Origin of the sequence: Stenotrophomonas sp. SMYL8 (assembly GCF_036320065.1) — a bacterium.
In the GTDB taxonomy this organism is placed as follows: Bacteria; Pseudomonadota; Gammaproteobacteria; order Xanthomonadales; family Xanthomonadaceae; genus Stenotrophomonas; species Stenotrophomonas maltophilia_A.
Window position 1 is genome coordinate 25,193 of the sequence record NZ_JAWIRR010000007.1, and the last position, 23,466, is coordinate 48,658.

Sequence of the window (23,466 nt, forward strand, 5' to 3'; positions counted from 1 at the left end):
ATACGCCCACGCAACATGTCCCGGCCTTCCGGCGCTCCGCCCGCCACCAACGATCCCGCCTCGCCGTCCTGCACCACGCTCGACTGCATGCACTGCTCGGTTCGCCACCTTGCGGTGTGCTCGGCGCTGTCGCCCGATGAAGTGCAGGCGCTGGAACAGGTCACCGTTTCGCAGCAGGTCGGCATGGGCAGCACGCTGGCCCGCACCGGCGAAGAGCGCGACCATGTCTATACATTGACCGCCGGCGCACTGCGCCTGGTGCGTACCCTGGCTGACGGCCGCCGCCAGATCAACGGTTTCGTGCTGCCCGGCGACTACCTGGGCTTGAGCGGCAGCGACCATCACCGCTACGACATCGAGGCCATCGCCGACAGCCGCGTGTGCCGCGTCGCGCTGCCACAGATGAAGGCACTGCGCAGCCGCTTCCCGCACCTGGAGCGCAAGCTGCTGCAGCGCGCCTGCCAGGAGCTGGATGCCGCGCAGGACGCCGCACTGGCCCTGGCACGCCTGCAGCCGGCCGAGAAGCTGGCCGATTTCCTGCTGCGCCTGGCCGCGCGCGAGGCCAAGCTGGGCGGCGACGGCCTGCGCGTGTCGCTGCCGATGGGCCGCGGCGATATTGCCGACCATCTGGGCCTGACCATGGAAACGGTCAGCCGCACCTTCACCAAGCTGCGCCAGCAGGGGTTGATCGCCCTGCCCCACCTGAACGTGGTGGAGATCCTCGACGAGGATGGGCTGCGTACGCTGGCCGGTGAAGGGTTGATCTGACCGCATCGCGGTTCATGGGGTTGCCGGCCAGCGGCCGGCACTACCAGATAACGCAGCACGGGTAGTGCCGGCCGCTGGCCGGCAACCGCGTCCCTCTCCGCTCAGCGCAGCAGTACCTCACGCAACGCCACGTAATCGGCCGCCAATGGCTCGGCGTGCGCCGGCCGCTGCAGCAACGCATCCAGCGCAGGCGGCACCGCCACCGCTTCGCCAATCAGCGGCTCGACCACGGCCTCGAACTTCGCGGGGTGCGCCGTAGCCACCACCGCCCAGTCGCCCTTGGCACCACGCGCCCGCAGATCCTGCAGCACCTTCACCGCCGTCGCCGTGTGCGGGCAGAACAGCTCGCCGCGGCCGGCATGCGCTGCCGCAATCGTCGCGCGGATGGTCACGTCATCCACCGCGAACGCACGGAACGCAGCACGCAGTTCCGCGTCGTCGCCGTGGTAGAGCCAGCGCAGTCGCTCGAAGTTGCTTGGCGCCCCCACGTCCATTGCATTGGCCACCGTGGCCACACTGGCCTGCGGCTGGTAGTCGCCACCATTGAAGTACGCCGGCAGCACGGCATTGGCATTGGTGGCCAGCACGATCTGCCCGATCGGCACGCCCAGCGCGCGCGCCAGCACCGCCGCCATCGCATTGCCCAGGTTGCCGGTTGGCACCACCAGATTGAGCCGGCGACGATGCGTGGCGTAGTGGGTCAACGCTGCATGCGCGTAGTAGCTCATCTGCGGCAGCAGGCGGCCCAGGCTGATGCTGTTGGCCGAGCTCAACGGCACCTGCGCCTGCAGTTCGCGGTCAGCCAGCGCCTGCTTGACCATCGCCTGGCAATCGTCGAACGCACCCGCCACACGCAGGGCCTGGATGTTGTCGCCGAAACAACCGAGCTGGTGCGCCTGGCGCGGAGATACGCGGCCATCCGGGTACAGCACCACCACGCGCACGCCCGGCTGGCGATGGAAGGCCGCCGCCACTGCAGCACCGGTATCGCCGGACGTGGCGACGACGATCGTCAGGTCGCGGCCCTTGCCGGCCTGCAGCCGCGACAGCGTACCGGCCAGGAAGCGCGCGCCAATATCCTTGAACGCCGCCGTCGGCCCATGGAACAGCTCCAGCACGTGATCACCGTCGCCGAGCGCGCGCAGCGGCACCGGGAAGTCGAACGCCTCTCGACAGATCGCCGGAAGCGCAGCCTCAAGTGCGTCACCAGCAAAGAACGGCGCCAGCAGATCGGCGGCGGTATCGGCCAGGGTCGCCCCGGCCTGCAGCTCGCGTGGCGCCGGCAGCATCTGCGGAACGTACAGCCCACCATCAGGCGCCAATCCGGCGGCGATCGCCGCGCTGAGGCCAACGGCCGGAGACTGGCCGCGGGTCGAAACAAATTGCATGGGTTCGGTATCCAGTAAAGGGGAAGGATTCAGCACAAGCGGGCTCCCGGTGCATCCAGCGGCGACACCCAGGCGTCACTGTCGAAACCTGCGGCTGCAAATGCGGCCTGCACCGGTGTGGCGGCGGTACGCGCCTGGTCGGCATCCTCGAACCAGGCGAACACGCTGGGACCGGCACCGGAAATGCCCGCGCCCATTGCATTGGCCGACAGCGCCGCATCACGTGCGGCTTCGAAGCCGGCAATCAATCCGGCCCGTCGCGGTTCGACCAGCACGTCGCGCAGTCCCGCGCGCACCAGTGCGGCATCGCTGCGATGGCAACCACTGAGCACCAGTGCGAGGTTCGCGCTCTGCGCCACGAACTCGCCCAGCGCATAGCTGCCCTGCAGGGCCTGGCGTGCGCGGCGCGTTTCCAGCACCGCGTGCGGATGCACCAGCAGGCTGTGCCAGGTAGCCGGCACTGGAATCGGCAGCAGCCGATCGGCCGTGCACAGCGCAAGACCCCCCAGCAGCAGCGGCCCCACGTTGTCACCGTGGCGACCACCACTGGCCACCGCCTCGCCATCCAGCGCAAACGGATACAGCGCCTCGCGCGACAGCGGCACATCCAGCAGCGCGTTGGCGGCGACCAGCGCCGCGACACTCGACGCTGCCGAACCGCCCATGCCGGAACCGAACGGAATGCCCTTGTCGATCTCCACCGCGAAACCGAAGTCCAGGCCCAGCCCTGCGCGCAGCGACATCAACGCTGCACCCGCAGTGTTTCCAGCCGCATCCAGCGGCAACTCAATGGCGCTGCCGCGGATCGCCTCGATGCGCACCAGCGGCTCATCGATGCGGCGCACGCTCACGGTATCGCCAATGCCGGCAATGGCATGGCCGAGAATATCGAAGCCCACCGCCACGTTGGCCACCGAGGCAGGCGCGAACGCACGTGCGATCACAGGCGCGCTCCTTCACCGGCCGCGACCCGCAGCAGGTCGGCAAACACACCCGCCGCGGTGACTTCCGGGCCGGCGCCCGGCCCCTGCACCACCAGCGGATTGTCACAGTAACGACGGGTGCGGAACTGGACCACGTTGTCGGTCAGCCGCAGGTTGGCGAAGGCATGATCGGCCGGCAGTTCCTGCAGGCCGACCGAGGCGCCGTCGGCACCCAGCCGTGCCACATAGCGCAGCACCGCCCCCCGCGCCCGCGCATCCTGCAGGCGCTGCAGCAGGCTGGCGTCGGACTCGCCCAGCCGCGCCATGAACTCATCCACGCTGCCCTCGCGCAGCAGCGCCGGCACCAGGCTTTCCACCTGTACCTGTTCCAGGCTGAGCGCGTGGCCGGCTTCGCGGGCGAGGATCACCAGCTTGCGCGCCACATCCACACCCGAAAGATCATCGCGCGGGTCCGGCTCGGTGTAGCCCATCGACCGCGCCTGCGCGACCAGCTGCGAGAACGGCTGGCTGCCATCGAAGCGGTTGAACAGCCAGGCCAGCGTGCCGGAGAAGATGCCTTCAATCGCCAGCACCTCGTCACCGGTATCGACCAGATCGCGCAGCGTGGTGATCACCGGCAGGCCCGCGCCGACCGTGGCCTCGTAGCGGAAGCGCGCGCCACTGGCCGCCGCTGCAGCACGGATGCGCTGGTAACGCGGCAGCGGCCCGGCACCGGCCTGTTTGTTGGGGGTGACCACATGGATGCCGGCCGCCAGCCAGCCCTCATAACGCTCGGCCACCTCGGCACTGCCACTGCAGTCGATCACCACCGCATGCGGCAGGTGGGCGGCCAGCAGGTGTTCGGTGAAACGATCCAGATCGCTGGACTCGCCCGCTTCGCGCAAGGCCTCCCGCCAGTCGGCGTGCAGGCCATCCACTTCCAGGCGCATGCGCGAACGCGAGGCCAGCGCGCGCAGGCGCAGATCCACATTGGCCTTGGCCAGCAGCTGCGGGCGTGCGGCAAGCAACTGGTCCAGCAGTGCGGCACCGACGTTGCCCGGCCCGATCACTCCGACCGCAAAGGTCTGCGGCGACAGCCAGAAGCCGGCATGTGCAGCGCGCAAGGCGCGGGTGGCATCGGCACTGTCCACCGCCACCGAAATGTTGCGCTCGGACGAGCCCTGCGCGATCGCCAGGATGTTCACCTGCGCACGGCCCAGCGCCTCGAAAAGACGTGCGGCCACACCGGGCTGGCCGGCCATGCCGTCACCGACCGCGGCCAGCACGCTGACGCCCTCACTGACCTGCACGCGTTGCACCTGGCCCACCGACAGCTCATGCGCGAACGCGTGCAGCAGTGCCTCGCGGCCACGGCCGGCTTCAGCAGCACGCACCACGCAGCAGATCGAATGTTCCGACGAACCCTGCGAGATCATCACCACCGACACCTGCGCCTGACGCAGGGCGGCAAACACACGCTCGGCGGTACCAGGGACACCGATCAGCCCGGTGCCTTCCAGGTTCAGCAGGGCCAAGCCGGGGCTCAGGGTCAGGCCCTTCACCGGCCCGCGCGGCGAGCGCTCGGCGCTGATGCGCGTCCCCGGATGCGCCGGCTGGAAGGTATTGCGGATGAAGATCGGCAGGCCGAGGCGGATCGCCGGCGACATCGTCTGCGGGTGCACCACCTTGGCGCCGAAATAAGCCAGCTCGCAGGCCTCGTCGTAGCTCAGCGACTCCAGCTGCACCGCCTCGGGCACCAGCCGCGGGTCGGCCGACAGCACGCCGTCGACATCGGTCCAGATGTGCAGTTCATCGGCGTTGAACAGCGCGGCGAAGATCGCGCCGGAGTAATCGCTGCCGTTGCGGCCGAGCGTGGTGATGCGGTCATGACGGTCACGGGCGACGAAGCCGGTGGCGACCAGGCGTGGCTGCGGATGCTGCAGGCGCCACTTGGCGAGGCGGTCGGCACTGGCTTCCCAGTCGACATCCACGCCCAGTTCGCCATGCCCCACCACCAGTACGTCGCGCGCATCCAGCACTGCACAGTCTGCGCCCAGCGCCTGCAGGTGCGTGCCGAGCAGCTGCGCGGAAAACACTTCGCCCAGGCCCTGCACGCGGTCGAGTACTTCGCGTGGCAGCTCGCCGATCACCGCCAACGCCGCCAGCACGTCGGCCAGTTGATCGAAGCGGGCGTCGATCCATTCGACGGTCTCGCCCACCTGCTCGCCCAGCAGCGCCACAGCGGCGCCACGATGGCGCGCGCGCAGCGCATGCCAGGCCTCGCGCCAGCCGTCGTCCCCCTTGGCTGCCAGCTGGGCCAGATCGATCAGTGCGTCGGTGACGCCCTTCATCGCCGAGACGACAGTGACCTGCAGCGATTCGGGGCGGGCCAGCAGCAGGCCGGCAACATGGCGGTAGCGTTCGGCATCGGCCACCGAGGTGCCGCCGAACTTGTGCACGACGATGGACGGTGCAGCCAGATCGGCCGGGGCAACGGGATGAACGGGGGCGTGGGAAGACATGCAGACCTCGGTAGGAGGCCCCGTCGCATGCAGGTGTCGAGTTTCCCCGCCACCTGTATGGTGCGGGGCCGTGGTTTTCGGGAGTTACACGAAGACGACGGGCCGCACCAGGGCAGTGGTGACGGTGGTGGTGGTGGTAATGGTGGTGGTGGCGACCGGCGCAGTCGAACGGCCCGCAGTAGCGGGGGCGATCAGGCTGGCGTGGGCGGCATCAAGAACCATGACGCACAGAAAACACCGTGCGCCGGGCCGCTGTCAAGTGCTGCGGTGCAAAAAGTCGTTGCCGCGATCATCGGCCAACGTGCCGGCATTTGGTTGCATCTGAGACAAAGCGGCCATCAGCATGCTTGACGGCCGCATTCAGCCGGCATGTTCGGCGATCGCGCGGGGCGTGCGATGCGCATGCGCGCACAGCATCACGCCGGCCACCAGGAACACGATCGCCAGCGCTTCGAGCAGGGAGGGCCAGCGCTGCTGCCAGGCGAATGCGTAGAGCAACGCGAACAGGGTCTCGAACACGATCATCTGGCCGGTCAGGGTCAGCGGCAGCAGGCGGCTGGCACGGTTCCAGAACGCATTGCCAAGGATCGAGGCGACCACCGCCACACCTGCGCTGATCGCCCAGAAACCACCCCACTGCGCCGCCGTGTGCCCGCCGGTGTGGCCGATGAAGGCCATCGGCACCAGCAGTAGAGCCAGGCCGCCGGTGGTGACACCGGTCAGCAGCGACCAGTCGTGGCTGGACAGATCCGGTCGGCGCGCCAGCCAGCGGCTGTTGCCGATCGAGTACAACGCCCACGAGAACAGCGCGCCGAACGCGCACAGCAGGCCGATCAGGCGCTGCCGCCACGGTGTCGCGAGGTGCTCAGACATCAGTGCCTCCCAGCCAACCAGTGCCACGCCCAGCACGCACAGGCCCAGTGCCGGCAGCAGCTGCTTCAGCGGCACCGCGCCCTGCTCGCGCACACCGACCAGGGTCACCACCACCGGAATCAGGCCGACGATCAAGGACGCCGCCGCACCGCCGGCCCACTGCACCGCCGTCGCCAGCAGCAGGAAGTACACCAGGTTCCCGGCCAGGCTCAGCCACAACAGGCCGATCCACTCGGCGCGGCCCAGCCGTGGTGCCAGCCGCTTCCAGCGCGGCAGCAGCAGGGCTACGGCGATCAGACCGTAGACCAGATAGCGGCCGGCCGACAGTTGCAGGGCATTGAACGACTGCAGCACGGCGGGCGCGAGGAAGACCACGCCCCACAGCGCGCCAGCGGCAACGCCATTGGCGATGCCCAAGGCCATCGGGTTGTTGCGCATTCGGGTTCTTCGGGGGGAGAGAACAGGCCGCGCAGTGTAAGCGCTGGCCGCTGGGCGCTCTTGACCGAGGCTACTGCCCTCCCGCCTTTGTAGCGTCGAGCCATGCTCGACTGCCGTTCGCGAGGTGGTCGGTGCAGAAGCCGTCGAGCATGGCTCGACGCTACAGTCCGGCGTTCCTGCGCCACGCGGCCGGGGTCTGCCCACACTCACGGCGCAGCGCGCGGGTCAGTGCACTCTGCTCGGAATAGCCTGCGGCCAGCGCGATATCACTGATCGGCGCCGTGCTGGAGCGCAGCTGGTGCTTGGCCCAACGCAACCGGCATGCACTGAGCCATGCCTGGGGGCTGAGCCCGAACTCACGCTGGAACAGCGCGTGCAACCGGCTCTCGCTGACCCCGACAGACGCGGCCATGCGCGCCACCGGCCACGCCTGGCCCGGATCGGCCTGCACTGCCGCACACAGTCCCTGCATGCGCGCGCCACTGCCGGCCGGTGCAAATACCTGCAGCAGCTGCGGTAGCAGGGCCGGCATCGGCTGCCCGTCCTGCACGCCCGCCAGGCGTTGTCGCAGCGCATGCGGCAGGTGCAGCCAGCGCTGCCGGCACAGATGCTCCTGCGTGCCGTCATCAAGCACGCCGGGAGGACAATCGACGATCACGAAACCGTTCGGGCCATCGGCCATCTGGTCATGCGCTTCGCCGGCCGCAACGAAAACCCCCTGCAGCAGGTCGAGGCGACCACCGCGGCCTTCCATCTCGAAGTGCAGTTCGCCCTGCAGCGGCAGCACCCACTGCGCGTAGTCATGGCGGTCCAAGCCGGTGGCCTGGCCGTAGTGCCGCAGATGGAAGATGGCGCCCATCCGCGCAGTGTGCGCGTGTAGCAACGGCCGTGCAAACCGCTGCTATAGTCGATCCGTCATCCAACGCAGGGAGTGCAGGACATGACCCATCGGCAGGTGTCACTGGTGCTCGCCAGCAGTCTCGGCCTGGCGCTCGCAGCTTCGGCGTCCGCACAGGAGCGTACGCCCCCGGCCCCGCACTGCATGGACGCGGTCGGCGTGCAGGAAGTGGAGCAGGCATCACCGCGCTCGATCGCACTGCGCGCCGCCTCCGGACAAGCCTATCGCATCGACTTCAGCGAGGATTGCCCCGGCGTCCGCGGTGCCACCTCGCTTAAGCTGGAAGTACCTGCCGGCTGGGCCTGTGGTCGTCCCAGCGAACGCGTCGTGGTCGACGGCCGCCGCTGCGCCGTCAGTGCGGTCACCCCGCTGCAGGATCGCGACTACGCCAGCGTCGCCCGCGACAGCGACCGCCTGCGCACGGCTACCCTGCCCGCCGTGACCATCCGCGAGCGCAGGGAAATCCGCCGCAGCTTCGGCGGCTCACCGTCGTACTGCTTTGCCACCCGCAACGTCCGCGCGTGGTCGTCCGACCCGCAGGGCATGCTGGTGGAGACCAATCCGCGCCGCAATGGCGGCCACCGCTACTACCGGGTCGAACTCGGCAGCCACTGCCGCCAGCTCGACCGTGCGCCGCAGCTGAGCTTCCACTCGGGTCTGCAGAACGGCCTGATCTGTGGCAATCCCGGCGATCGGATCATGACTGCCGAGTTCGAGACAGACGATCTGCGCGGTGAAAGCATCGCCCCACTGCCGCAGTACACCCGCGGCAGCTGCGCGATCCAGGCGGTCTACCCGGCCTCCAGCCAGGCATCGAACTAACCGTCGACGCCAAGGAAGGTGAACGGTGCGCTGGGCACGAACTGGCCCAGTGCATCGCCGGCAAAGGTATTGCGCTGGTCCTTGCCAAGATCGAGCTTGAGCACCTGGCCGCCGAAATCGACCTTGTTCAGATCGACCCAGAAGGTGTTCGGGGTCAACGCCGACTCGAAGAAGTACAGCCGCCGCTTGTGATCAGCCACCGTGCGCCAGCGCGTGGATGAGATGTTCGGCTCACCCGGCGTGGTGATGCCATACGGCACCGACGCGTTGCGGATCACGCTGAACACACTGGCCAGCGCCTCCACCGGGTCTTCGGCCTTGGGAATGGCGTTAATGTAGAACGACGCACGCGCGAAGCGGTCGGACGAGCGATTGGTGCCCGGCAGCATCACCGTGCCGCCGATCTGCTGCCAGTAACTGTTGAGGGCCAGCTGCTGCTCGAAGATCGGCGAGTTGGTCATCACCTGATAGCGGCGGTCATGGTGAATCACCTGGCGACCGCCGATGTACTCGACGATGGCGCTGTCGCCGGTGGCATCGGACAGCGACAGGTGCAGCGTCGCCTGGCGGTCTTCGCCCGGCACCTTGTCGGTGACGATCGAGTACGGCTCACGCTTGAGCGCCGCGACCGCCTCGTCCACGGTGGCGAAATTGTCCAGCACATACTGCGCCCACAGCGAGATCGCCAGTCCCGGCTTGTTGCCACGCTGCTGCGGATACTCCGATTCCACCAGCCACAGCAGGTTGGCCACCAGCCCCTTTTCGTTCATGCCATCGGTGGTCGACACGTCGTAGCCGGTGGCCACCACGCTGCCGTAGCGCGCAGTCCAGGCCAGCGATTTCGGACCGGCCAGGCCGGTGCGTGCGATGCCACGCGGCAACACGTAGAGGTTGGTCGCCACATCGACCTTCCAGTCCATCGAGCGCGCAGTGATCACATCGCCGTTGTCGCCCCGATACACCGCACGCGTGCAGGCCAGTGCCGGCGTGATCGCAGATGCCAGCGCCATGGCCAGCATTGCCTTTCCCTTCCACTTCATCCGTGCCATGTCGTTACGCTCCTTTCCCCGTGGTTCGTCGATCTGACCCGATCCATGGTGACACAGGGGTGAAGCCTCAGCGCACGAAGCGATCGTGCAGCCAGAAGCCCACCACCATGGCAGGCACGAACCACAGTGCTTCACGCGATGCGACAGCCAGCCCGGCGATGGCCGGTCCGGGGCAGTAACCAGCCCATCCCCAGCCGATACCGAACAGTGCAGCGCCCAGCAGCAGGCGAGCATCGACATCACGTGCATTGGGTAGCTGGAAGCGCAGCGCGAACCACGGCTGCGCGCGTCGCAGCACCCAGCGCTGCCCGACCGCACTGACCAGCAGCGCCGAGGCCAGCACCCACATCAACGTCGGATCAAAATCACCGGCGACATCGAGGAAGCCGAGCACGCGACGCGCGTCGGTCATCCCGGAAAGCGCCAGCCCAGCGCCAAACAGCGCACCCGACACAGCGGCGGCCCATACCCCGCGACTCATGCCAGGCCTCCGCCGTGCCGGATCAGGAACGTGGTCAGCATCGCGCAAGCCATGAACACCAGTACTGCCAGCAGTGAGCGCTTCGAGCCGCGGGCCATGCCACAGACGCCATGACCACTGGTACAACCACTGCCCAGGCGCGTGCCGAAGCCCACCAGCAGGCCGGCGCCGATCAACTGCCAGGCCGGCAAGGCATCGCTCAGCAGCACGCGTGGCGAGGCCTCGGGCAACGCCTGCCACCACAGCACCAGCCCCGCTGCTGCGAGCAGCCCCAGCAGGAATGCCCAGCGCCAGCCACGCTCGCCTTCCGCTGCGCGCAGGCTGCCCGCAGCGATCCCGCTGATACCCGCCACGCGCCCGACAGTGGCGAGCAGCAACACCGCGGCGGCGCCGATCAGCGCTCCGCCAGCCACCGCAGTCCATGGCAGGTTCATGCCCTGCCCTCTTTCACGCCGCTCATGGGATTGCCCTTTGATTTAGATTTCTCTAAATTAGACACTTCTAAACAAAAAGGTCAACCATGGCCCGCACCCCGCTCGACAGCGCCGCCATGGCCGAACACACCGCCGAGGCTGCAGCCCTGCTCAAAAGCCTGGCCCATCCTGCGCGGCTGCGCGTGCTGTGCCGCCTGGTCGAAGGTGAGGCACCAGTGCCGGAACTGCAGGCATTGACCGGCCTCAGCGCATCGGCGCTGTCACAGCATCTGGCGGTGTTGCGCGAACTGGATATCGTCGCGACGCGTCGCGAAGCGCAGGCCATCCACTACCGCGTGATTGAAGGGCCCGCACTGGGCGTGCTGCAGGCGCTGCATGCCGCCTACTGCGGCGGCACTTCGCGTTGACGCTCAGCCGGCGTGCAGGGCGGGCTGCACGACGTTGTCGAGCAGATCCACCGGGGTCGGCGCCGAACGATCACCTTCCAGCGCCCGGCTGAAACCCGACCAGTCGCTGGCCGACAGCTGGCGCAGCAGTGCTGCATCCACCGGCAACGCGCGCATCGACCAGTACGGAAACTGACGCTGGCCCAGGCGGCCGCGCGCCAGCTCGATGATGTCGACATGGCTGCCGGCCTGCAGGATGCGCTCGTACACCGAATCGATACCGTCCGGCGGCCCCTCGATGTACTGCAGGAATCGCCCGCCGTCATGCAGCAGCACACCGGTCACGCCCGCCATCTTGTTGAAGCGAGCGGCGTCGTCGACCAGCGCCTGCAACCGTTCAGCGGAAAGATCCGGCAACGCCTGGCTGACATAGGCGATGGCACGCAGTGGCATGGTGCTTCCTTGACAAGATGTACACCCACGGTAGCAGTTGCGGACGAGTCCGTCTCAGTGCCCGTGGATGTTTCCTGAAGAATTCAGTTTGCCGCTGCAGGCAGCCCTTCTGCGCGTCTCGGCAGCAGGGCTTCGAACACCACCTGCCCGGCCTCGTTGCGCGCTGCGATGCGCCCTCCGTGCGCGCGCACGAACTGATCGACGATATACAGGCCCAGCCCCAGGCCCTTGCTCTGGTGGAAGCTGGCCTTGAACGGTTCGAACAGCCGCGGCAGCAGCGCGTCGTCGATCCGGCCGGCATTGCTGACCCGCAGCAGCACGCTGCGCGGGTCGCGCCCGTCCACCTCCACCCTCGCCTCGCTGCCATGGGTGAGCGCGTTGCCGACCAGATTGGCGGCAACCTGGCCGAGACGGTCCAGATCGCCCTGCAGCCGCGTATCGCCGTGCATGTCCAGATGGATCCGGTCCGCGCCATGCGCGCTGCCGGCTTCGGCCACCACCGCGCGGGTCACGTCGGCCAGATCGCAGGCACTGGCCTGCAGGCGCAGGCCACCGCTGCGGATCCGCGAGAAGTCCAGCAGCTGTTCGACCATGCGTGCCATGCGCAGGGTGCTGGCCTCCAGGTACTGCAGGGTCTGCTGCGCACCCGCATTGTCCTGCGGGATCTCCATCGCCAGCTTGTCACTGCACAGCAGGATCGCCGACAGCGGCGTGCGCAGGTCGTGGGTCAGCACCGCCGCCATTGTTTCGTTGAGCTTGAGCGCGCGTTCCAGCGCCTCGTTGCGCGCCTTCAGCAGCTGCCGCTGCTGGTACAGCTCGATGAAGACGTTGACCTTGCTCAGGATCACCTGCGGCGCTACCGGCTTGTGCAGGAAATCGACCGCACCGCTCTCGTAGCCCTTGAACACGCGCAGGGGATCATCCGGGGAGGCGGTCAGGAAGATGATCGGCACGTCGCGGCTGCGATGCGAACCGCGCATCAGTTCGGCCAGGGTGAAGCCATCGATCTCCGGCATGTGCACGTCCAGCAGGGCCAGTGCCACCTCGTGCTCGAGCAGCAGCTCAAGCGCCTGCGCGCCGGAACCGGCCAGCAGCAGATTCACGCCCTCGCGCTGCAGCAGCGCCTGCATGGCCACCAGGTTCTGCGGCACGTCATCGACGATCAGCAGGTTGACCGGGGACTGCGACTGCGCAGGGTCCGGTGGCAGCAGGTTCATGCAAACAACTCCTTCAGGCGACGACACATCAGTTCAAGGGGCAGCACGGCATCGGCGCCGGCGTACTGCAGGGCGGAGGCCGGCATCATCGACGCTTCGGCTTCCTCGGGGCATTGCAGCCAGGCACGGCCACCGGCACGGCGCACGGCGGCAACACCCTCGCTTCCATCACTGCTGGCACCGGTCAGCAGCAGGGCCAATACCTGCGCTCCGAACACCGCAGCAGCGGAGTCGAACAGCGGATCGATGGCCGGACGGGAGAACAGCACCGGCGCATCCACCGACAACGCCACCGCCCCCTCGTCCTCCACCAGCAGGTGGTAATCCGGCGGCGCGAACGTCACCGTGCCCGGCCGCAGCGGCTGCTTGTCTTCGGCTTCGCGCACCGGCAGCGCGCAGTACGGCGCCAGCACCTCGGCGATGCGGCTGGTGCGGTCACGCGGCAGGTGCAGCACGGCCAGTACCGGCACCTGCAGCGTCGCCGGCAGCGCACCGAGTACCGCCTGCAGGGCCGCCACGCCACCGGCAGACGCGCCGATCACCAGCACGGCAGGACGCGCCGGCAGCGCCATCAGGCCACCTTCCGGTACAGGCGGTGCTCGCGCGAACAGACCTCGAAGGCGTCATGGTGGCATCCGAACTGCAGCGATTCCTTGCTGCCAAGACCGAGGAAGCCCCGGTGCACCAGCGCTTCGCGGAACAGGCCGACCGCGCGGTCCTGCAGGTCGCGGTTGAAATAGATCAGCACGTTGCGGCACGACACCAGGTGCACTTCGGAGAACACGGTATCGGTGGCCAGGCTGTGGTCGGCGAACACCACGTTGCGGCGCAGCTGGCGGTCGAACACTGCGCCGTCGTAGGCCGTGGCGTAATAGTCGGACAGCGACGCCGTGCCACCGGCAGCCAGGTAGTTGCGGCTGAACTGGGCCATCCGGTCGATGCCATAGGCGCCCGCCTCGGCGGTGGCCAACGCGGCCGGATTGATGTCGGTGGCATAGACGATGCTGCGATCAAGCAGGCCTTCCTCATGCAGCAGGATCGCCAGCGACCACACCTCCTCACCGGTGCTGCAACCGGCCACCCACAGCTTCACCGAGGGATAGGTGCGCAGTACCGGCACCACCTGCTCGCGCAGTTCACGGAAGTACGCGGGATCACGGAACATCTCCGAGACCTGCACGGTGAAGAACTGCATGGCCTGGGCAAACAGCTCCGGCTCGTGCAGCAGCCGGTACTGCAGGTCGACCAGCCGTTCGCACTCATAGCGCTGCATCGCCTGGCGCATGCGCCGGCGCAGCGACGACACCGCATAGCTGCGGAAATCGTAGTGGTAGCGCTGGTACAGCGCCTCCAGCAGGACCTTCAGTTCCAGGTCGAACAACGCCTGTTCGTTCATTGCCGCGAGCACCAGACCCGGCACAGCGAGACCAGCTTGTCGACGTCGATGGGCTTGGCGATGTAGTCGTTGGCACCGGCCTGCAGGCACCGCTCGCGGTCATCGGGCATGGCCTTGGCGGTCAGCGCGATGATCGGCAGGTCCTGCAGGTGACGTTGCGCGCGGATCTCGCGCATCGCGGCCAGGCCGTCCTTCTCCGGCATCATGATGTCCATCAGCACCAGGTCGACCTCGCGCTCAGCCAGGCGATCCACCGCTTCCTGGCCGTTACGCGCGATCTCCAGCGTCACGCCCAGCGGCTCAAGCACGCTGGACAGCGCGAAGATGTTGCGCACGTCATCCTCGGCCAGCAAAACAGTACGGCCATCGAGCACGGTGTCGCGACGGCGGGCCTCGCGCAGCAGGCGCTGCTGGTCGGTGGGCAGGCTGGCTTCCACGCTGTGCAGGAACAGGGTGACTTCATCCAGCAGGCGTTCGGGCGAACGCGCGCCCTTGATGATGATGCTCTTCGAATAGCGGCGCAGGCGCTGCTCTTCCTCGCGGCCGAGCGCGCGACCGGTATAGACGATCACCGGCGGGAAGCCGACATCATCGTTGCCGGCCATGTGCTCGAGCAGGTCGTAGCCGCTGCCGTCGGGCAGCGACAGGTCCATCACCATGCAGTCGAAGGTGACCGTGCTGAGTTGCTCCAGCGCGCCGGCCAGCGTTCCCACTGCAACGATCTGGAGCTGATCACGGCCCAGCAACAGTTCCAGGTTGTGGCGCAGCTCGCTGTCGTCCTCGACGATCAGCAGGCGCCGCACGTCGCGCTGGCTGGTCTGTTCCAGCTGTTCGATGGCCGTCACCAGCCGCTCGCGCGTGGTCGGCTTGATCGCGAAACCAATCGCACCCAGCTCGCGCGCCACCTGGCTGCGGTCCATCGCCGAAACCACGTGCACCGGGATATGCCGGGTATCGGGGTTGCGCTTCAGGCGCTCCAGCACGCTCAGGCCGGACACGTCCGGCAGGCCGATATCGAGCAGGATGCCGTTGGGGCGCAGTTCGCTGGCCAGGGTCAGTGCCTCTTCGGCGGTCCCGGCCACCACGCAGTCGAAGTCCAGTTCATGCGCCAGGGCCACCAGCGCTTCGGCGAAGGTGGCGTCGTCCTCGACGGCCAGGATCAAGCGGCCGGCGCGTTGGCGACGGCCGCGGTCATCGGCCACGCTGGGCACCGTGGTGGTCGGTGCCACCGCAGCCGGTGCAGGCACCGGCATCGCCGGCGCAGCGGCCGCAACTGGCGACGCTAGGGGGGCGGCGGAAATCTCAGCGGCGTTCGACGCGGGCGCGCCCTGCAGCGGCAGTTCCAGGATGAAGCAGCTGCCGCGACCCGGTTCACTGTCGACCTGGATGCTGCCACCCATGCGCTCGGCCAGATCGCGCGAGATCGACAGGCCCAGGCCGGTGCCACCGTAGCGGCGGCGGGTGCTGCCATCGGCCTGGCGGAAGGCTTCGAAGATGACCTGCAGCTGCTCGCGGGCAATGCCGATACCGCTGTCGCAGACCTCGAAACGGATGCGTCCTTGACCGCCCGCACGCACGTGCAGGCTGACCTTGCCATGCTCGGTGAACTTCACCGCATTGGCCAGCAGGTTCTTCAGGATCTGCTGCAGGCGCTGGCTGTCGACCACCAGCTGGCTCGGCGCCAGCGCATCGGCCTCGATCTGCAGGGCCAGGCCCTTCTGCCGCGCCATCGGCTCGAAGGTCTCGCGCAGGCGCTGCAGCACGCTGTCGGTCACCACCACTTCATCGGCCAGCTCGACGTGGCCGGCCTCGATGCGCGACAGGTCCAGGATGTCGTTGATCAGCGCCAGCAGATCGTTGTTGGACGACAGGATCGCACGCGCATACTTCACCTGTTCCTCGGTGAGCGTGCCGTCCTTGTTGTCGGCCAGCAGCTTGGCCAGGATCAGCGAGCTGTTCAGCGGCGTGCGCAGCTCGTGCGACATGTTGGCCAGGAACTCGGACTTGTAGCGCGATGTCGCGGCCAGTTCGTTGCTGTTGCGCACCAGCTGGCTCTGCGCGACCAGCAGCGCCTGCTTCTGCGCTTCCAGCTCGTGGGTGCGCTCCTCCAGCTGGACGTTGCTCTGTTCCAGCTCGGCCTGCTGTTCTTCCAGATGGGTCTGCGAGTGCTGCAGGCTGCGGCTCTGCTCTTCCAGTTCCTCATTGGCCACGCGCAGCTCTTCCTGCTGGGCCTGCAGTTCCTCGCCCTGACGCTGGGATTCCTCCAGCAGTACCACCAATTGCGCGCGCAACAGCGAGGCACGCAGCGCCATGCCGATGGTCTCGGCACAGCGCTCCAGCAGCTCGACATCAAGTCGATCCTGTTCGCCGGCGCGGGTGCGTCCCAGTTCAATGATGCCCACCACCGCACCATCGCTGCTGATCGGCGCCAGGATGCGCTCGCGCACCGGCAACCGCCCCAGGCTGGTCTGCAGCTCAAGCACCGCATCATCTCCCCCATGCAGGTGGCGGATGCGTTCGTCGCGCGCCACCTGCCCGGCCACGCCCTCCTGCAATGCCAGCGACGCCGGCATACCGGACGGCAACGCCAGGCCGCCCGTCAGCTGCAGTCGCCCGCCTTCCAGGCGGTAGACGGCGGCGACGTCGGCCTGCAGCTGGGCCCCCAGGCTGGTTGCCGCCGCCTCGGCGATCTGCTCCGGACCGAGGTCACCGCGCAGGCTCATCGCCACCGCGTTCTCGGCCTCCTGCAGCCACAGCGCGCGCATCGCTTCGCGCCGCGCCTGGATGGCGCGGGAGACGATCAGCGCGATCATCAGGAACGCACACCCGCCAATGCTGCGGTTGACGAACGAGAACGCCGAGTTGGAGCTGGCCGGGGCAACGTTGTAGCCGATGATCAACAGGATGCAGGCGACGACGGCCACGATGAACGGCGCGCGTGCACTGCGCTGGAACAGCGTGACGCCGACAGCGAGGAAGTACGCCAGCCAGACGGCGTAGCCCAGCGGAATCACCAGTTCCAACGCAATGGTCGCTGCCAGCAGTACGGCGGAGGTCATCCAGATCCAGCGGTCACGCGTAGTCGCACCAGGACGCATGCAGGTCGGTTCCAGAACACAAAGGGTGGGTGATGGTACTCCGTGTCGTATTCAGCCGCACAGGACAAATGGCACGTGTCCCGCCTCCACGCCTCCTTCACACTTGAATGCCTAGCTTCACGTCCCTCACAGGGGTAACACTTATTTTTACGTGGACGCTGCCGCCTCTACGACGTCCGTACTGACGGACCCTTCCCGCCAACTGCGACTGCTGATCGACAGCGTGCGCGACCATGCGCTGTACCTGCTTGATCCTGATGGCATCGTCTGCAGCTGGAACCCGGGTGCGGAGCGCATCAAGGGCTACTCAGCCGATGAAGTGGTGGGTACCCACTTTGGTCGCTTCTACCTGGCCGCCGACCGCGAGGCAGGGGAACCGCAACGCCTGCTCCGCCTCGCAGCGCAGCACGGTCACGTCGCCAGTGAAGGCTGGCGGGTGCGCCGCGATGGCTCGTCTTTCCGTGCCAGCGTGGTCATCGAGCCGGTCGTCGAAGCAGGCGAGCTGCTCGGCTTCGTCAAGATCACCCGCGACATCACCGAGCAGTGGCAGGCACAGCGGCTGCTGCGTGATGCCCAGCGTGCGCTGCGCAATACCCAACAGTTCGAGACCGTCGGCCGCCTCAGCCGCGGGCTGTCGCACGAGTTCAACAATCTGTTGACCACCATCGGCAACGCCCTGGACCTGCTGTCCCTACGCGTGAACGGTGACGATGCACGGGCCGCCGAGCTGCTTGATGCGGCGCAGACTGCGACCGATCGTGGTGCGCTGCTGACCCGCCAGCTGCTGGCCTTCAGCACCGGCCAGACCCTGATCCGCGAACCACTGGATATCAATGCGCTGATACGGCAGTGGCTGCCGGACCTGCAACGCGCCTGCCCGCCCACGGTGGTGCTGGATGCCCAGCTGGCGCCCGGCCTGCCTGCGATCAACACCGATGCGCTGCAGCTGCAGACGGCGCTGGCCAATCTGGTCGCCAATGCCGCGGATGCTACCCTTGAAGGCGGCCGCATCCTGATCGGCACTGCGCTGGAACATCGCCTCGATCCGGATGCGGACTCCACGCTGCAACGTGGCTATGTCACCCTCAGCGTCTGCGATGAGGGCCACGGGATGGCGGCCGACATCGCCGAACGGGCGACCGAGCCGTTCTTCACCACCAAGGACATCGGCAAAGGCAGCGGCCTGGGCCTGAGCCAGGTGTTCGGATTCACTACCCAGAGCGGCGGCTTCGTCGACGTGTCCACCACGCCCGGTGTCGGCACCACGGTCAGCCTGCTGCTCCCCGCAATGGAGGACCCTGCCGATGACCGATGACCCGATCCGCGTGTTGATGGTGGAAGACCAGACCGATCTGCGTGAAATGATCGGCCTGGCCCTGCGCGACCTCGGCATCGACGTGGCCACGACCGCCGATGCGCATGAGGCCGCCGCCCTGCTGAAGGGCGAAGCGCGTTTCGACGTGGTGTTCAGTGACGTCAGCATGCCCAACGGCATGTCCGGCATCGAACTGAGCGAGCATGTGGCGCGCGAACAGCCGCAGGCGCGGATGATCCTGTCGTCCGGTTATGCGCGCTCGCAGCTGCCGCCCCTGCCGGAGCAGGTGGAATTCCTGCCCAAGCCGTATCGGCTGCGCCAGTTGGTGCAGTTGTTGAAGCAGGCGTAAGGCACGGTGCCCCGGCAGCAGGGCCCTGCGGTCAACCCGTCATCGCCCCCCGCTGGAACGAAGCCAGCAGCGTAGAGGCTGCCGCTGCCGGCGCCAGCCGACCGCGCGCCAGTGACCAGGTGATGCCGTAGAAGCAGGTCCAGTAGAAGTCCGCGAGCCACACTGCGGTGAAACCAACGTTGAACTCTCCGGCCGCCTGACCACGCAGGAAGAAGGCCTCGAAGCGCTCGCCGATCGGCGCCCAGCGCTCCGGCAGCAGATGCAGGTCACCCTGGCGCTGCTGCTCTTCCATCATCCGCGCGAACAGCAGCGTTACCAGCTCCCAGTCCGCCAGCAGCGTGGCGGTGACCTGCTCCAGCACGTGGCGCGCATCACCGCCCTCATCGAACCAGACCGCCGCCGCTTCCACGCGCTCGAAGCCGGCCGCGAACAGTGCCTCGTCGATCGCCTCCCGGGTGGGCGCAAACCGGTACAGGGTCGCGCGGCTGATACCGGCCCCGCGCGCGAGTTCGCTGAGGGTGCAGCGTGGATGGCTGACCAGGGTGGCCGCCAGCGCGTGGGGCAGGTCGCGGCGGGTGCGTGCTGCAGCAGGTCGCATGAAAGCGCTGAGGTGTGGGTTCGCCCTCACGCTAGCATGAATCACCAATTAATAAACTGAATCACAGATGATTCATTCGGATCACCGATGCGCTAAAACAGGGATGCGTCCGGTGCACCCGGGTCGGTGCACGGCAGGGAACGCGTCACAGGCATCGAAGGAGACAACGCCATGCTGCATCCACTACGCGATCTCGCTGTGTTGTTCGACGCCAGCGACACCGGGGACCGCGTTCTCAACATCGCCGCCCATCTGGCGCAGGCACAGCAGGCCCATCTGGTCGCGGTCTCCACCGCCCAGCATCCCACCGACATCGCCAACGGCTTTGCGCGCGGTGCCGGCATCGCCGCCGCACTCGACCACGAGGCGCGCGCGGATGCCGCCTGCACCGCGCTGCTGATGCAGAACCTGCGTGCCGTGTCCGAGCCGCTGCAGATCAGCACCGAACTGCGCATCGTCTCGGACTATCTGGGCGGCGCCGACCTGGCCCTGCAGTCGCTGTACTGCGACCTGATCATCGCCGGCTATCCGCGTACTCCCGGCGCCCCTTCTGGCTGGCACCCGCTAGGAACGCTGCGCCAGACCGGCGTGCCGATGCTGCTGGTGCCACCGCATTGGCATGGCGACCAGGTCGGCCATCGCATCGTGGTGGCCTGGAATGCCAGCAAGCAGGCACGCCGTGCGGTAGCCGATGCGCTGCCGTTGCTCGCACGTGCAAAAGCGGTGCACCTGCTGATGGTCGACACGCCCAAGGCCGAGGCCACACCTGGCGCCGAGATGGCCCAGCACCTGGCGCGGCACGGCGTCGAAGTAGAGATCCAGGCGATCAGCTCAAGCCAGGGCGGCGTTGCCGCGACCATCCGCCAGCACGTGCTCGATGCCGACGCCGACCTGCTGGTGCTGGGCCCCTACAGCCGCAGCCGGGTGGTCGAGCGTGTGCTCGGCGGGGTCACCGAGGATCTGCTGGCCGAAGTACCGGCGCCCTTGTTCGTGTCGCACTAGTACCGCCCTGCCCTGCCCGGCGATAGCCGGTCAGCGACTGCCCGGTGTGCCGCCGGAAGTAGCGGCACAGGTAGGATGCATCCTCGAAGCACAGGCGCTCGGCGATACGACCGATCGGCAATTCGCTGTAGGTCAGCAGCGCCTTGATTTCCAGCACCACCTGGCGATCAATCAACGCCTTTGGCGTTTCGTCGAAGCACTCGCGGGTCAGCTGCGAAAGATAGAACGGGGTGATGCACAGCGCGTCGGCATAGGACTGCACGTCGCGCTGGCGCGTGCTGCGCTCACCGACCAGTTCCCAGAAGTTCCAGGCCAAGCGCTCGCGCCGGCTGACCTGCGTGGGCACCCTCTTCTGCTTCGGCAGCAACATGGCCATCTTCAGGAAGAAGCTCTGCAGCAGATTGCGTAGCATCACGTGACGATGCCGTCCGCCGTTGTGCTGCGCGTCCATCATCAGCTGCAGCCATCCCTGCAGCAACGGCACATCCAGCGGTGACGGCCGGCAGTGCGGCTGTTCGTGCAGGAACTGGAACAGCGCATTGGGCAGCACATAGGCCACCTCCGACGCCAGCGCCTTCGGCATCAGGCAGGCCATCACCACGAAGCCGCGTGAGCGTTGCCGCAGCAACGCCAGCGTGTCCTCGGCCAGCACCAGCACATCGTGCCGTTGCACCGCCACCTCGCGGAAGTTCAGTGCGAAGCGCGCTCGTCCGGACACGCACACCAGCACCGCCAGGTAGGCATGCCCGAATGACAGTGGTATGCCCTGCCCTTCGGCCAGCGTGCTGACCTCCAGGCGCGTGGATTCGTCCTGATCCAGAAGCTGGGGTATGCGGTCCATGGGCCGTTCCTGCTGGATTCCGGGACACAGCATAGCGGGCCTTCGCGCCATGTTGCGAAAAGTACCGAAATCATCAAGGTCCCGCCCTGTGCCCGCGATGCTCCGGGGCCTAGTCTGAACGTCCTTTCTGCTTCTGGAACTGCCATGCAGCTGTACACCGAACGCTTGATTCTTCGCCCCTGGCGCGACACCGACGCTGCTGATCTGTACGAGTACGCCCGCGACCCGCGGGTGGGGCCGATCGCTGGCTGGCCGGTGCACACCAGCGTCGAGGAAAGTACCGAAATCATCCGCACTGTCTTCAACCGGCCAGAGGTCTACGCACTGCAGAGCCGCGAGGACGGCCACGCGATCGGCTGTGTCGGCATCCTGATCGGCACCGACAGCAACTTCGAGATCAGCGATCGAGAGGGCGAAATCGCCTACTGGATCGGCGTTCCGTACTGGGGCCGCGGACTGGTGCCCGAAGCGGTCCGCGAAGTGATGCGGCACGCCTTCATGGACCTGGAGCTGGACGCACTGTGGTGCGGCTACTTCGCTGACAACCTGCAATCGCTGGCCGCGCAGAGCAAATGCGGCTTCCAGCATCACCACACCGAAATCAACAAGTTCAACAGCTTCCTCGGCGACTACCGCACCGAGCACATCAGCCGCATTACCCGCGAGCAATGGTTTGCCCTGCAGGCCACCTTGCCAGCATGAGCGAAGTTCAGGCCGACGTGCGCTGCATGAACAGAAGTTCCGGCGTCGAGGACGCATCAACCTGCTGGAAACCGAGGTCGCGATACAGGGCCACGGCAGCTGCGTTGTCACGATAGACGCGCAACGTGAGGCGCTGCACACCGGCTTCGCGCATGGCCTGTGCACTCAAGGCCTGCATGAGCAGCCGGCCAAGGCCGCGCCCGCGTGCCAGCGGGGAAACAATGATGCGGCCCAGGTGCGCGGTGCCGGCGTCGGTCATCCAGTACTGGCCAAAGCCCAGGCACTGGCCCTGCTCGTCCAGCAGCGCCCAGCCCGGCCGCGCCTCGAGCTCGAGCACCTGCGCGAACCGTTCCGGCGGCAAGGGAAACGGCACGCCGGGGCCCGCCCAGCGCTGGGTGGCCGCGGCGGAATCAAGCCAGCCGGCGATGCTGGCGTAGTGCGAAGGCTGGACAGCGTAAAGGTTCGGTTCCATGACGCTCATGGTGCGCCATTTGCACTGGGCAGACACGCTGCAGGACGGCACTTGAGTTTTGTCATAGGACAATAAACAATGCCAGGCGTCCAGCCCATTCCCCTCTCGGGAGATTCCATGTTCAAAGGCCTCAGCGCGTTTCCACTGACCCCACTCTCTGAAGCAGGTATCGACTTTCGCGCGTTTACCGGCCTGGTCGAGCGCCTGGTCGATTCCGGTGTTGATTCGATGGGCGTCCTTGGTTCCACCGGCAGCTATGCCTATCTGCAGACGCATGAACGCAAGCGCGTGTTGCGCGAAGCCCTGGCACACGCCGGAGGCGTACCGGTCATCGCCGGCATCGGTGCATTACGCACCCGGGATGTGCTGGAGCTGGCCCTGGATGCCGAAGATGCCGGTGTAGCGGGCCTGCTGCTCGCGCCCGTGTCCTACCAGCCCCTGAAGGACCATGAGGTGCAGGCGCAGTTTGAGACGGTTTGTGCGGCGGTGCGCACGCCGATCTGCGTCTACGACAACCCGGGCACCACGCACTTCCGCTTCACCGATGCACTGCATGGCCGGATTGCCGCGCTGCCCAACATCGCTTCGATCAAGATTCCGCGCCTTGCTGATGATCCGGTTGAGGCTGCCACACGTGTCGCGGCATTGCGCGCCAGCGTCCCTTCGCATGTGACGCTGGGCGTCAGTGGCGACGCCTCGGCGGTGCGTGGTCTGCTGGCGGGATGTGATGGCTGGTACTCGGTGACAGCAGGGCTGTTCCCAGAGGTTGCACTGCAGATCGTGCGGGCCGTGGGAAACGGCGATGAGAAGGGTGCGATTGCCCAGTCCGTACGACTGGCGCCGTTGTGGTCGCTGTATGACCGCTTTGGCGGGATTCGCGTCATGGCCTGCGCGGCGGCCCTGCTGGGGTTGTGCGGCGAGGACTGCCTGCCGTTGCCGTTGCAGGGGCTGCGTGGTGGCGAGCGCGAGGAAGTGGCGGCGGTGCTGGGTGGGTTGGGGTTGTTGTAGCCCCCCGCCAGCGGCTGCCTTGCAGCAGTGGCG

At 67.2% G+C, this 23,466-nt stretch carries 25 protein-coding genes; 9 read left to right on the top strand and 16 right to left on the bottom strand.

What is annotated here, in order from left to right; translation table 11 throughout:
• Window positions 1-15: 15 nt before the first annotated feature.
• Window positions 16-768, top strand: a complete 753-nt coding sequence (locus V3B25_RS08085) for a helix-turn-helix domain-containing protein (RefSeq protein ID WP_049424744.1) — start codon at window positions 16-18, stop codon at window positions 766-768.
• Between the two features lie 101 nt (window positions 769-869).
• On the opposite strand, the gene thrC is transcribed toward V3B25_RS08085, so the two are convergent.
• From thrC to thrA, 3 genes are read right to left on the bottom strand one after another with little or no spacing between them, the layout of a single operon-like run.
• Window positions 870-2,156, bottom strand: a complete 1,287-nt coding sequence (thrC, locus tag V3B25_RS08090; protein ID WP_329810437.1) for a threonine synthase — start codon at window positions 2,154-2,156, stop codon at window positions 870-872.
• Between the two features lie 29 nt (window positions 2,157-2,185).
• A complete protein-coding gene (locus V3B25_RS08095) occupies window positions 2,186-3,100 on the bottom strand; it encodes a homoserine kinase (RefSeq protein ID WP_201118982.1) in 915 nt (304 codons plus the stop codon).
• Entirely contained in the window at window positions 3,097-5,601 is a 2,505-nt protein-coding gene (gene thrA, locus V3B25_RS08100; RefSeq protein ID WP_201118980.1) for a bifunctional aspartate kinase/homoserine dehydrogenase I, read from the bottom strand. The genes V3B25_RS08095 and thrA overlap by 4 nt, the downstream gene beginning before the upstream one ends.
• Window positions 5,602-5,628: 27 nt before the next feature.
• On the opposite strand from thrA, the gene V3B25_RS08105 reads away from it, so the two are divergent.
• Window positions 5,629-5,952, top strand: a complete 324-nt coding sequence (locus V3B25_RS08105; RefSeq protein ID WP_329810438.1) for a hypothetical protein — start codon at window positions 5,629-5,631, stop codon at window positions 5,950-5,952.
• A 9-nt stretch (window positions 5,953-5,961) separates the two neighbouring features.
• Here the strand turns inward: V3B25_RS08105 and V3B25_RS08110 are convergent, their stop codons facing one another.
• Window positions 5,962-6,912 carry a DMT family transporter gene (locus V3B25_RS08110; RefSeq protein WP_180836981.1) on the bottom strand — a complete coding sequence of 317 codons (951 nt, stop codon included), beginning with the start codon at window positions 6,910-6,912 and terminating at the stop codon, window positions 5,962-5,964.
• A gap of 160 nt (window positions 6,913-7,072) precedes the next feature.
• Window positions 7,073-7,771 carry an AraC family transcriptional regulator gene (locus V3B25_RS08115; protein ID WP_180836979.1) on the bottom strand — a complete coding sequence of 233 codons (699 nt, stop codon included), beginning with the start codon at window positions 7,769-7,771 and terminating at the stop codon, window positions 7,073-7,075.
• 81 nt (window positions 7,772-7,852) lie between these two features.
• Here V3B25_RS08115 and V3B25_RS08120 point away from each other — a divergent pair, with 81 nt between their 5' ends.
• The gene (locus V3B25_RS08120) at window positions 7,853-8,632 is read left to right on the top strand and encodes a DUF6491 family protein (protein WP_329810439.1); all 780 of its coding nucleotides are present in this window, start codon (window positions 7,853-7,855) and stop codon (window positions 8,630-8,632) included.
• On the opposite strand, the gene V3B25_RS08125 is transcribed toward V3B25_RS08120, so the two are convergent.
• The 3 genes from V3B25_RS08125 to V3B25_RS08135 form a co-directional block, all read right to left on the bottom strand.
• On the bottom strand, window positions 8,629-9,681 hold the full coding sequence (locus V3B25_RS08125; RefSeq protein WP_197615333.1) for a linear amide C-N hydrolase: 1,053 nt from the start codon (window positions 9,679-9,681) through the stop codon (window positions 8,629-8,631). The two genes, V3B25_RS08120 and V3B25_RS08125, sit on opposite strands and share 4 nt — an antisense overlap.
• Window positions 9,682-9,748: 67 nt before the next feature.
• A complete protein-coding gene (locus tag V3B25_RS08130; RefSeq protein ID WP_329810440.1) occupies window positions 9,749-10,162 on the bottom strand; it encodes a DUF6691 family protein in 414 nt (137 codons plus the stop codon).
• Window positions 10,159-10,596, bottom strand: a complete 438-nt coding sequence (locus V3B25_RS08135) for a YeeE/YedE thiosulfate transporter family protein (RefSeq protein WP_329810441.1) — start codon at window positions 10,594-10,596, stop codon at window positions 10,159-10,161. Before V3B25_RS08135 ends, V3B25_RS08130 begins: the two co-directional genes overlap by 4 nt.
• Before the next feature lie 86 nt (window positions 10,597-10,682).
• On the opposite strand from V3B25_RS08135, the gene V3B25_RS08140 reads away from it, so the two are divergent.
• Entirely contained in the window at window positions 10,683-11,003 is a 321-nt protein-coding gene (locus tag V3B25_RS08140; protein ID WP_049421343.1) for a metalloregulator ArsR/SmtB family transcription factor, read from the top strand.
• A 3-nt stretch (window positions 11,004-11,006) separates the two neighbouring features.
• Here V3B25_RS08140 and V3B25_RS08145 read toward each other — a convergent pair whose 3' ends face one another.
• The 5 genes from V3B25_RS08145 to V3B25_RS08165 form a co-directional block, all read right to left on the bottom strand.
• Entirely contained in the window at window positions 11,007-11,435 is a 429-nt protein-coding gene (locus V3B25_RS08145) for a BLUF domain-containing protein (RefSeq protein WP_032127425.1), read from the bottom strand.
• 83 nt (window positions 11,436-11,518) lie between these two features.
• Window positions 11,519-12,652, bottom strand: a complete 1,134-nt coding sequence (locus V3B25_RS08150) for a hybrid sensor histidine kinase/response regulator (protein ID WP_032127426.1) — start codon at window positions 12,650-12,652, stop codon at window positions 11,519-11,521.
• Window positions 12,649-13,224 (bottom strand): chemotaxis protein CheB, encoded by a 576-nt coding sequence (locus V3B25_RS08155; protein ID WP_049421341.1) that lies wholly within the window; start codon window positions 13,222-13,224, stop codon window positions 12,649-12,651. The genes V3B25_RS08150 and V3B25_RS08155 overlap by 4 nt, the downstream gene beginning before the upstream one ends.
• The gene (locus V3B25_RS08160) at window positions 13,224-14,048 is read right to left on the bottom strand and encodes a CheR family methyltransferase (protein WP_032127427.1); all 825 of its coding nucleotides are present in this window, start codon (window positions 14,046-14,048) and stop codon (window positions 13,224-13,226) included. Before V3B25_RS08160 ends, V3B25_RS08155 begins: the two co-directional genes overlap by 1 nt.
• Window positions 14,045-17,146, bottom strand: coding sequence for a response regulator (locus tag V3B25_RS08165; RefSeq protein WP_329810442.1), 3,102 nt, complete (start codon window positions 17,144-17,146; stop codon window positions 14,045-14,047). The genes V3B25_RS08160 and V3B25_RS08165 overlap by 4 nt, the downstream gene beginning before the upstream one ends.
• Before the next feature lie 151 nt (window positions 17,147-17,297).
• Here V3B25_RS08165 and V3B25_RS08170 point away from each other — a divergent pair, with 151 nt between their 5' ends.
• Window positions 17,298-18,461 carry a PAS domain S-box protein gene (locus V3B25_RS08170; protein ID WP_049421339.1) on the top strand — a complete coding sequence of 388 codons (1,164 nt, stop codon included), beginning with the start codon at window positions 17,298-17,300 and terminating at the stop codon, window positions 18,459-18,461.
• Window positions 18,451-18,810: a response regulator gene (locus V3B25_RS08175; protein ID WP_010482617.1), complete on the top strand. Its 360-nt coding sequence runs from the start codon at window positions 18,451-18,453 to the stop codon at window positions 18,808-18,810. The genes V3B25_RS08170 and V3B25_RS08175 overlap by 11 nt, the downstream gene beginning before the upstream one ends.
• 31 nt (window positions 18,811-18,841) lie before the next feature.
• Here V3B25_RS08175 and V3B25_RS08180 read toward each other — a convergent pair whose 3' ends face one another.
• Window positions 18,842-19,408: a transcriptional regulator gene (locus tag V3B25_RS08180; RefSeq protein WP_071228897.1), complete on the bottom strand. Its 567-nt coding sequence runs from the start codon at window positions 19,406-19,408 to the stop codon at window positions 18,842-18,844.
• Between the two features lie 171 nt (window positions 19,409-19,579).
• On the opposite strand from V3B25_RS08180, the gene V3B25_RS08185 reads away from it, so the two are divergent.
• On the top strand, window positions 19,580-20,410 hold the full coding sequence (locus V3B25_RS08185; RefSeq protein WP_329810443.1) for a universal stress protein: 831 nt from the start codon (window positions 19,580-19,582) through the stop codon (window positions 20,408-20,410).
• Here V3B25_RS08185 and V3B25_RS08190 read toward each other — a convergent pair.
• Window positions 20,358-21,251, bottom strand: coding sequence for a helix-turn-helix domain-containing protein (locus V3B25_RS08190; protein WP_329810444.1), 894 nt, complete (start codon window positions 21,249-21,251; stop codon window positions 20,358-20,360). The two genes, V3B25_RS08185 and V3B25_RS08190, sit on opposite strands and share 53 nt — an antisense overlap.
• A gap of 144 nt (window positions 21,252-21,395) precedes the next feature.
• On the opposite strand from V3B25_RS08190, the gene V3B25_RS08195 reads away from it, so the two are divergent.
• Entirely contained in the window at window positions 21,396-21,953 is a 558-nt protein-coding gene (locus tag V3B25_RS08195; protein WP_329810445.1) for a GNAT family N-acetyltransferase, read from the top strand.
• Window positions 21,954-21,960: 7 nt separating this feature from the next.
• Here V3B25_RS08195 and V3B25_RS08200 read toward each other — a convergent pair whose 3' ends face one another.
• On the bottom strand, window positions 21,961-22,425 hold the full coding sequence (locus V3B25_RS08200) for a GNAT family N-acetyltransferase (protein ID WP_204303171.1): 465 nt from the start codon (window positions 22,423-22,425) through the stop codon (window positions 21,961-21,963).
• A 117-nt stretch (window positions 22,426-22,542) separates the two neighbouring features.
• Between V3B25_RS08200 and V3B25_RS08205 the strand changes: the two genes are divergently transcribed.
• Window positions 22,543-23,433, top strand: coding sequence for a dihydrodipicolinate synthase family protein (locus V3B25_RS08205; protein WP_329810446.1), 891 nt, complete (start codon window positions 22,543-22,545; stop codon window positions 23,431-23,433).
• Window positions 23,434-23,466 lie beyond the last annotated feature (33 nt).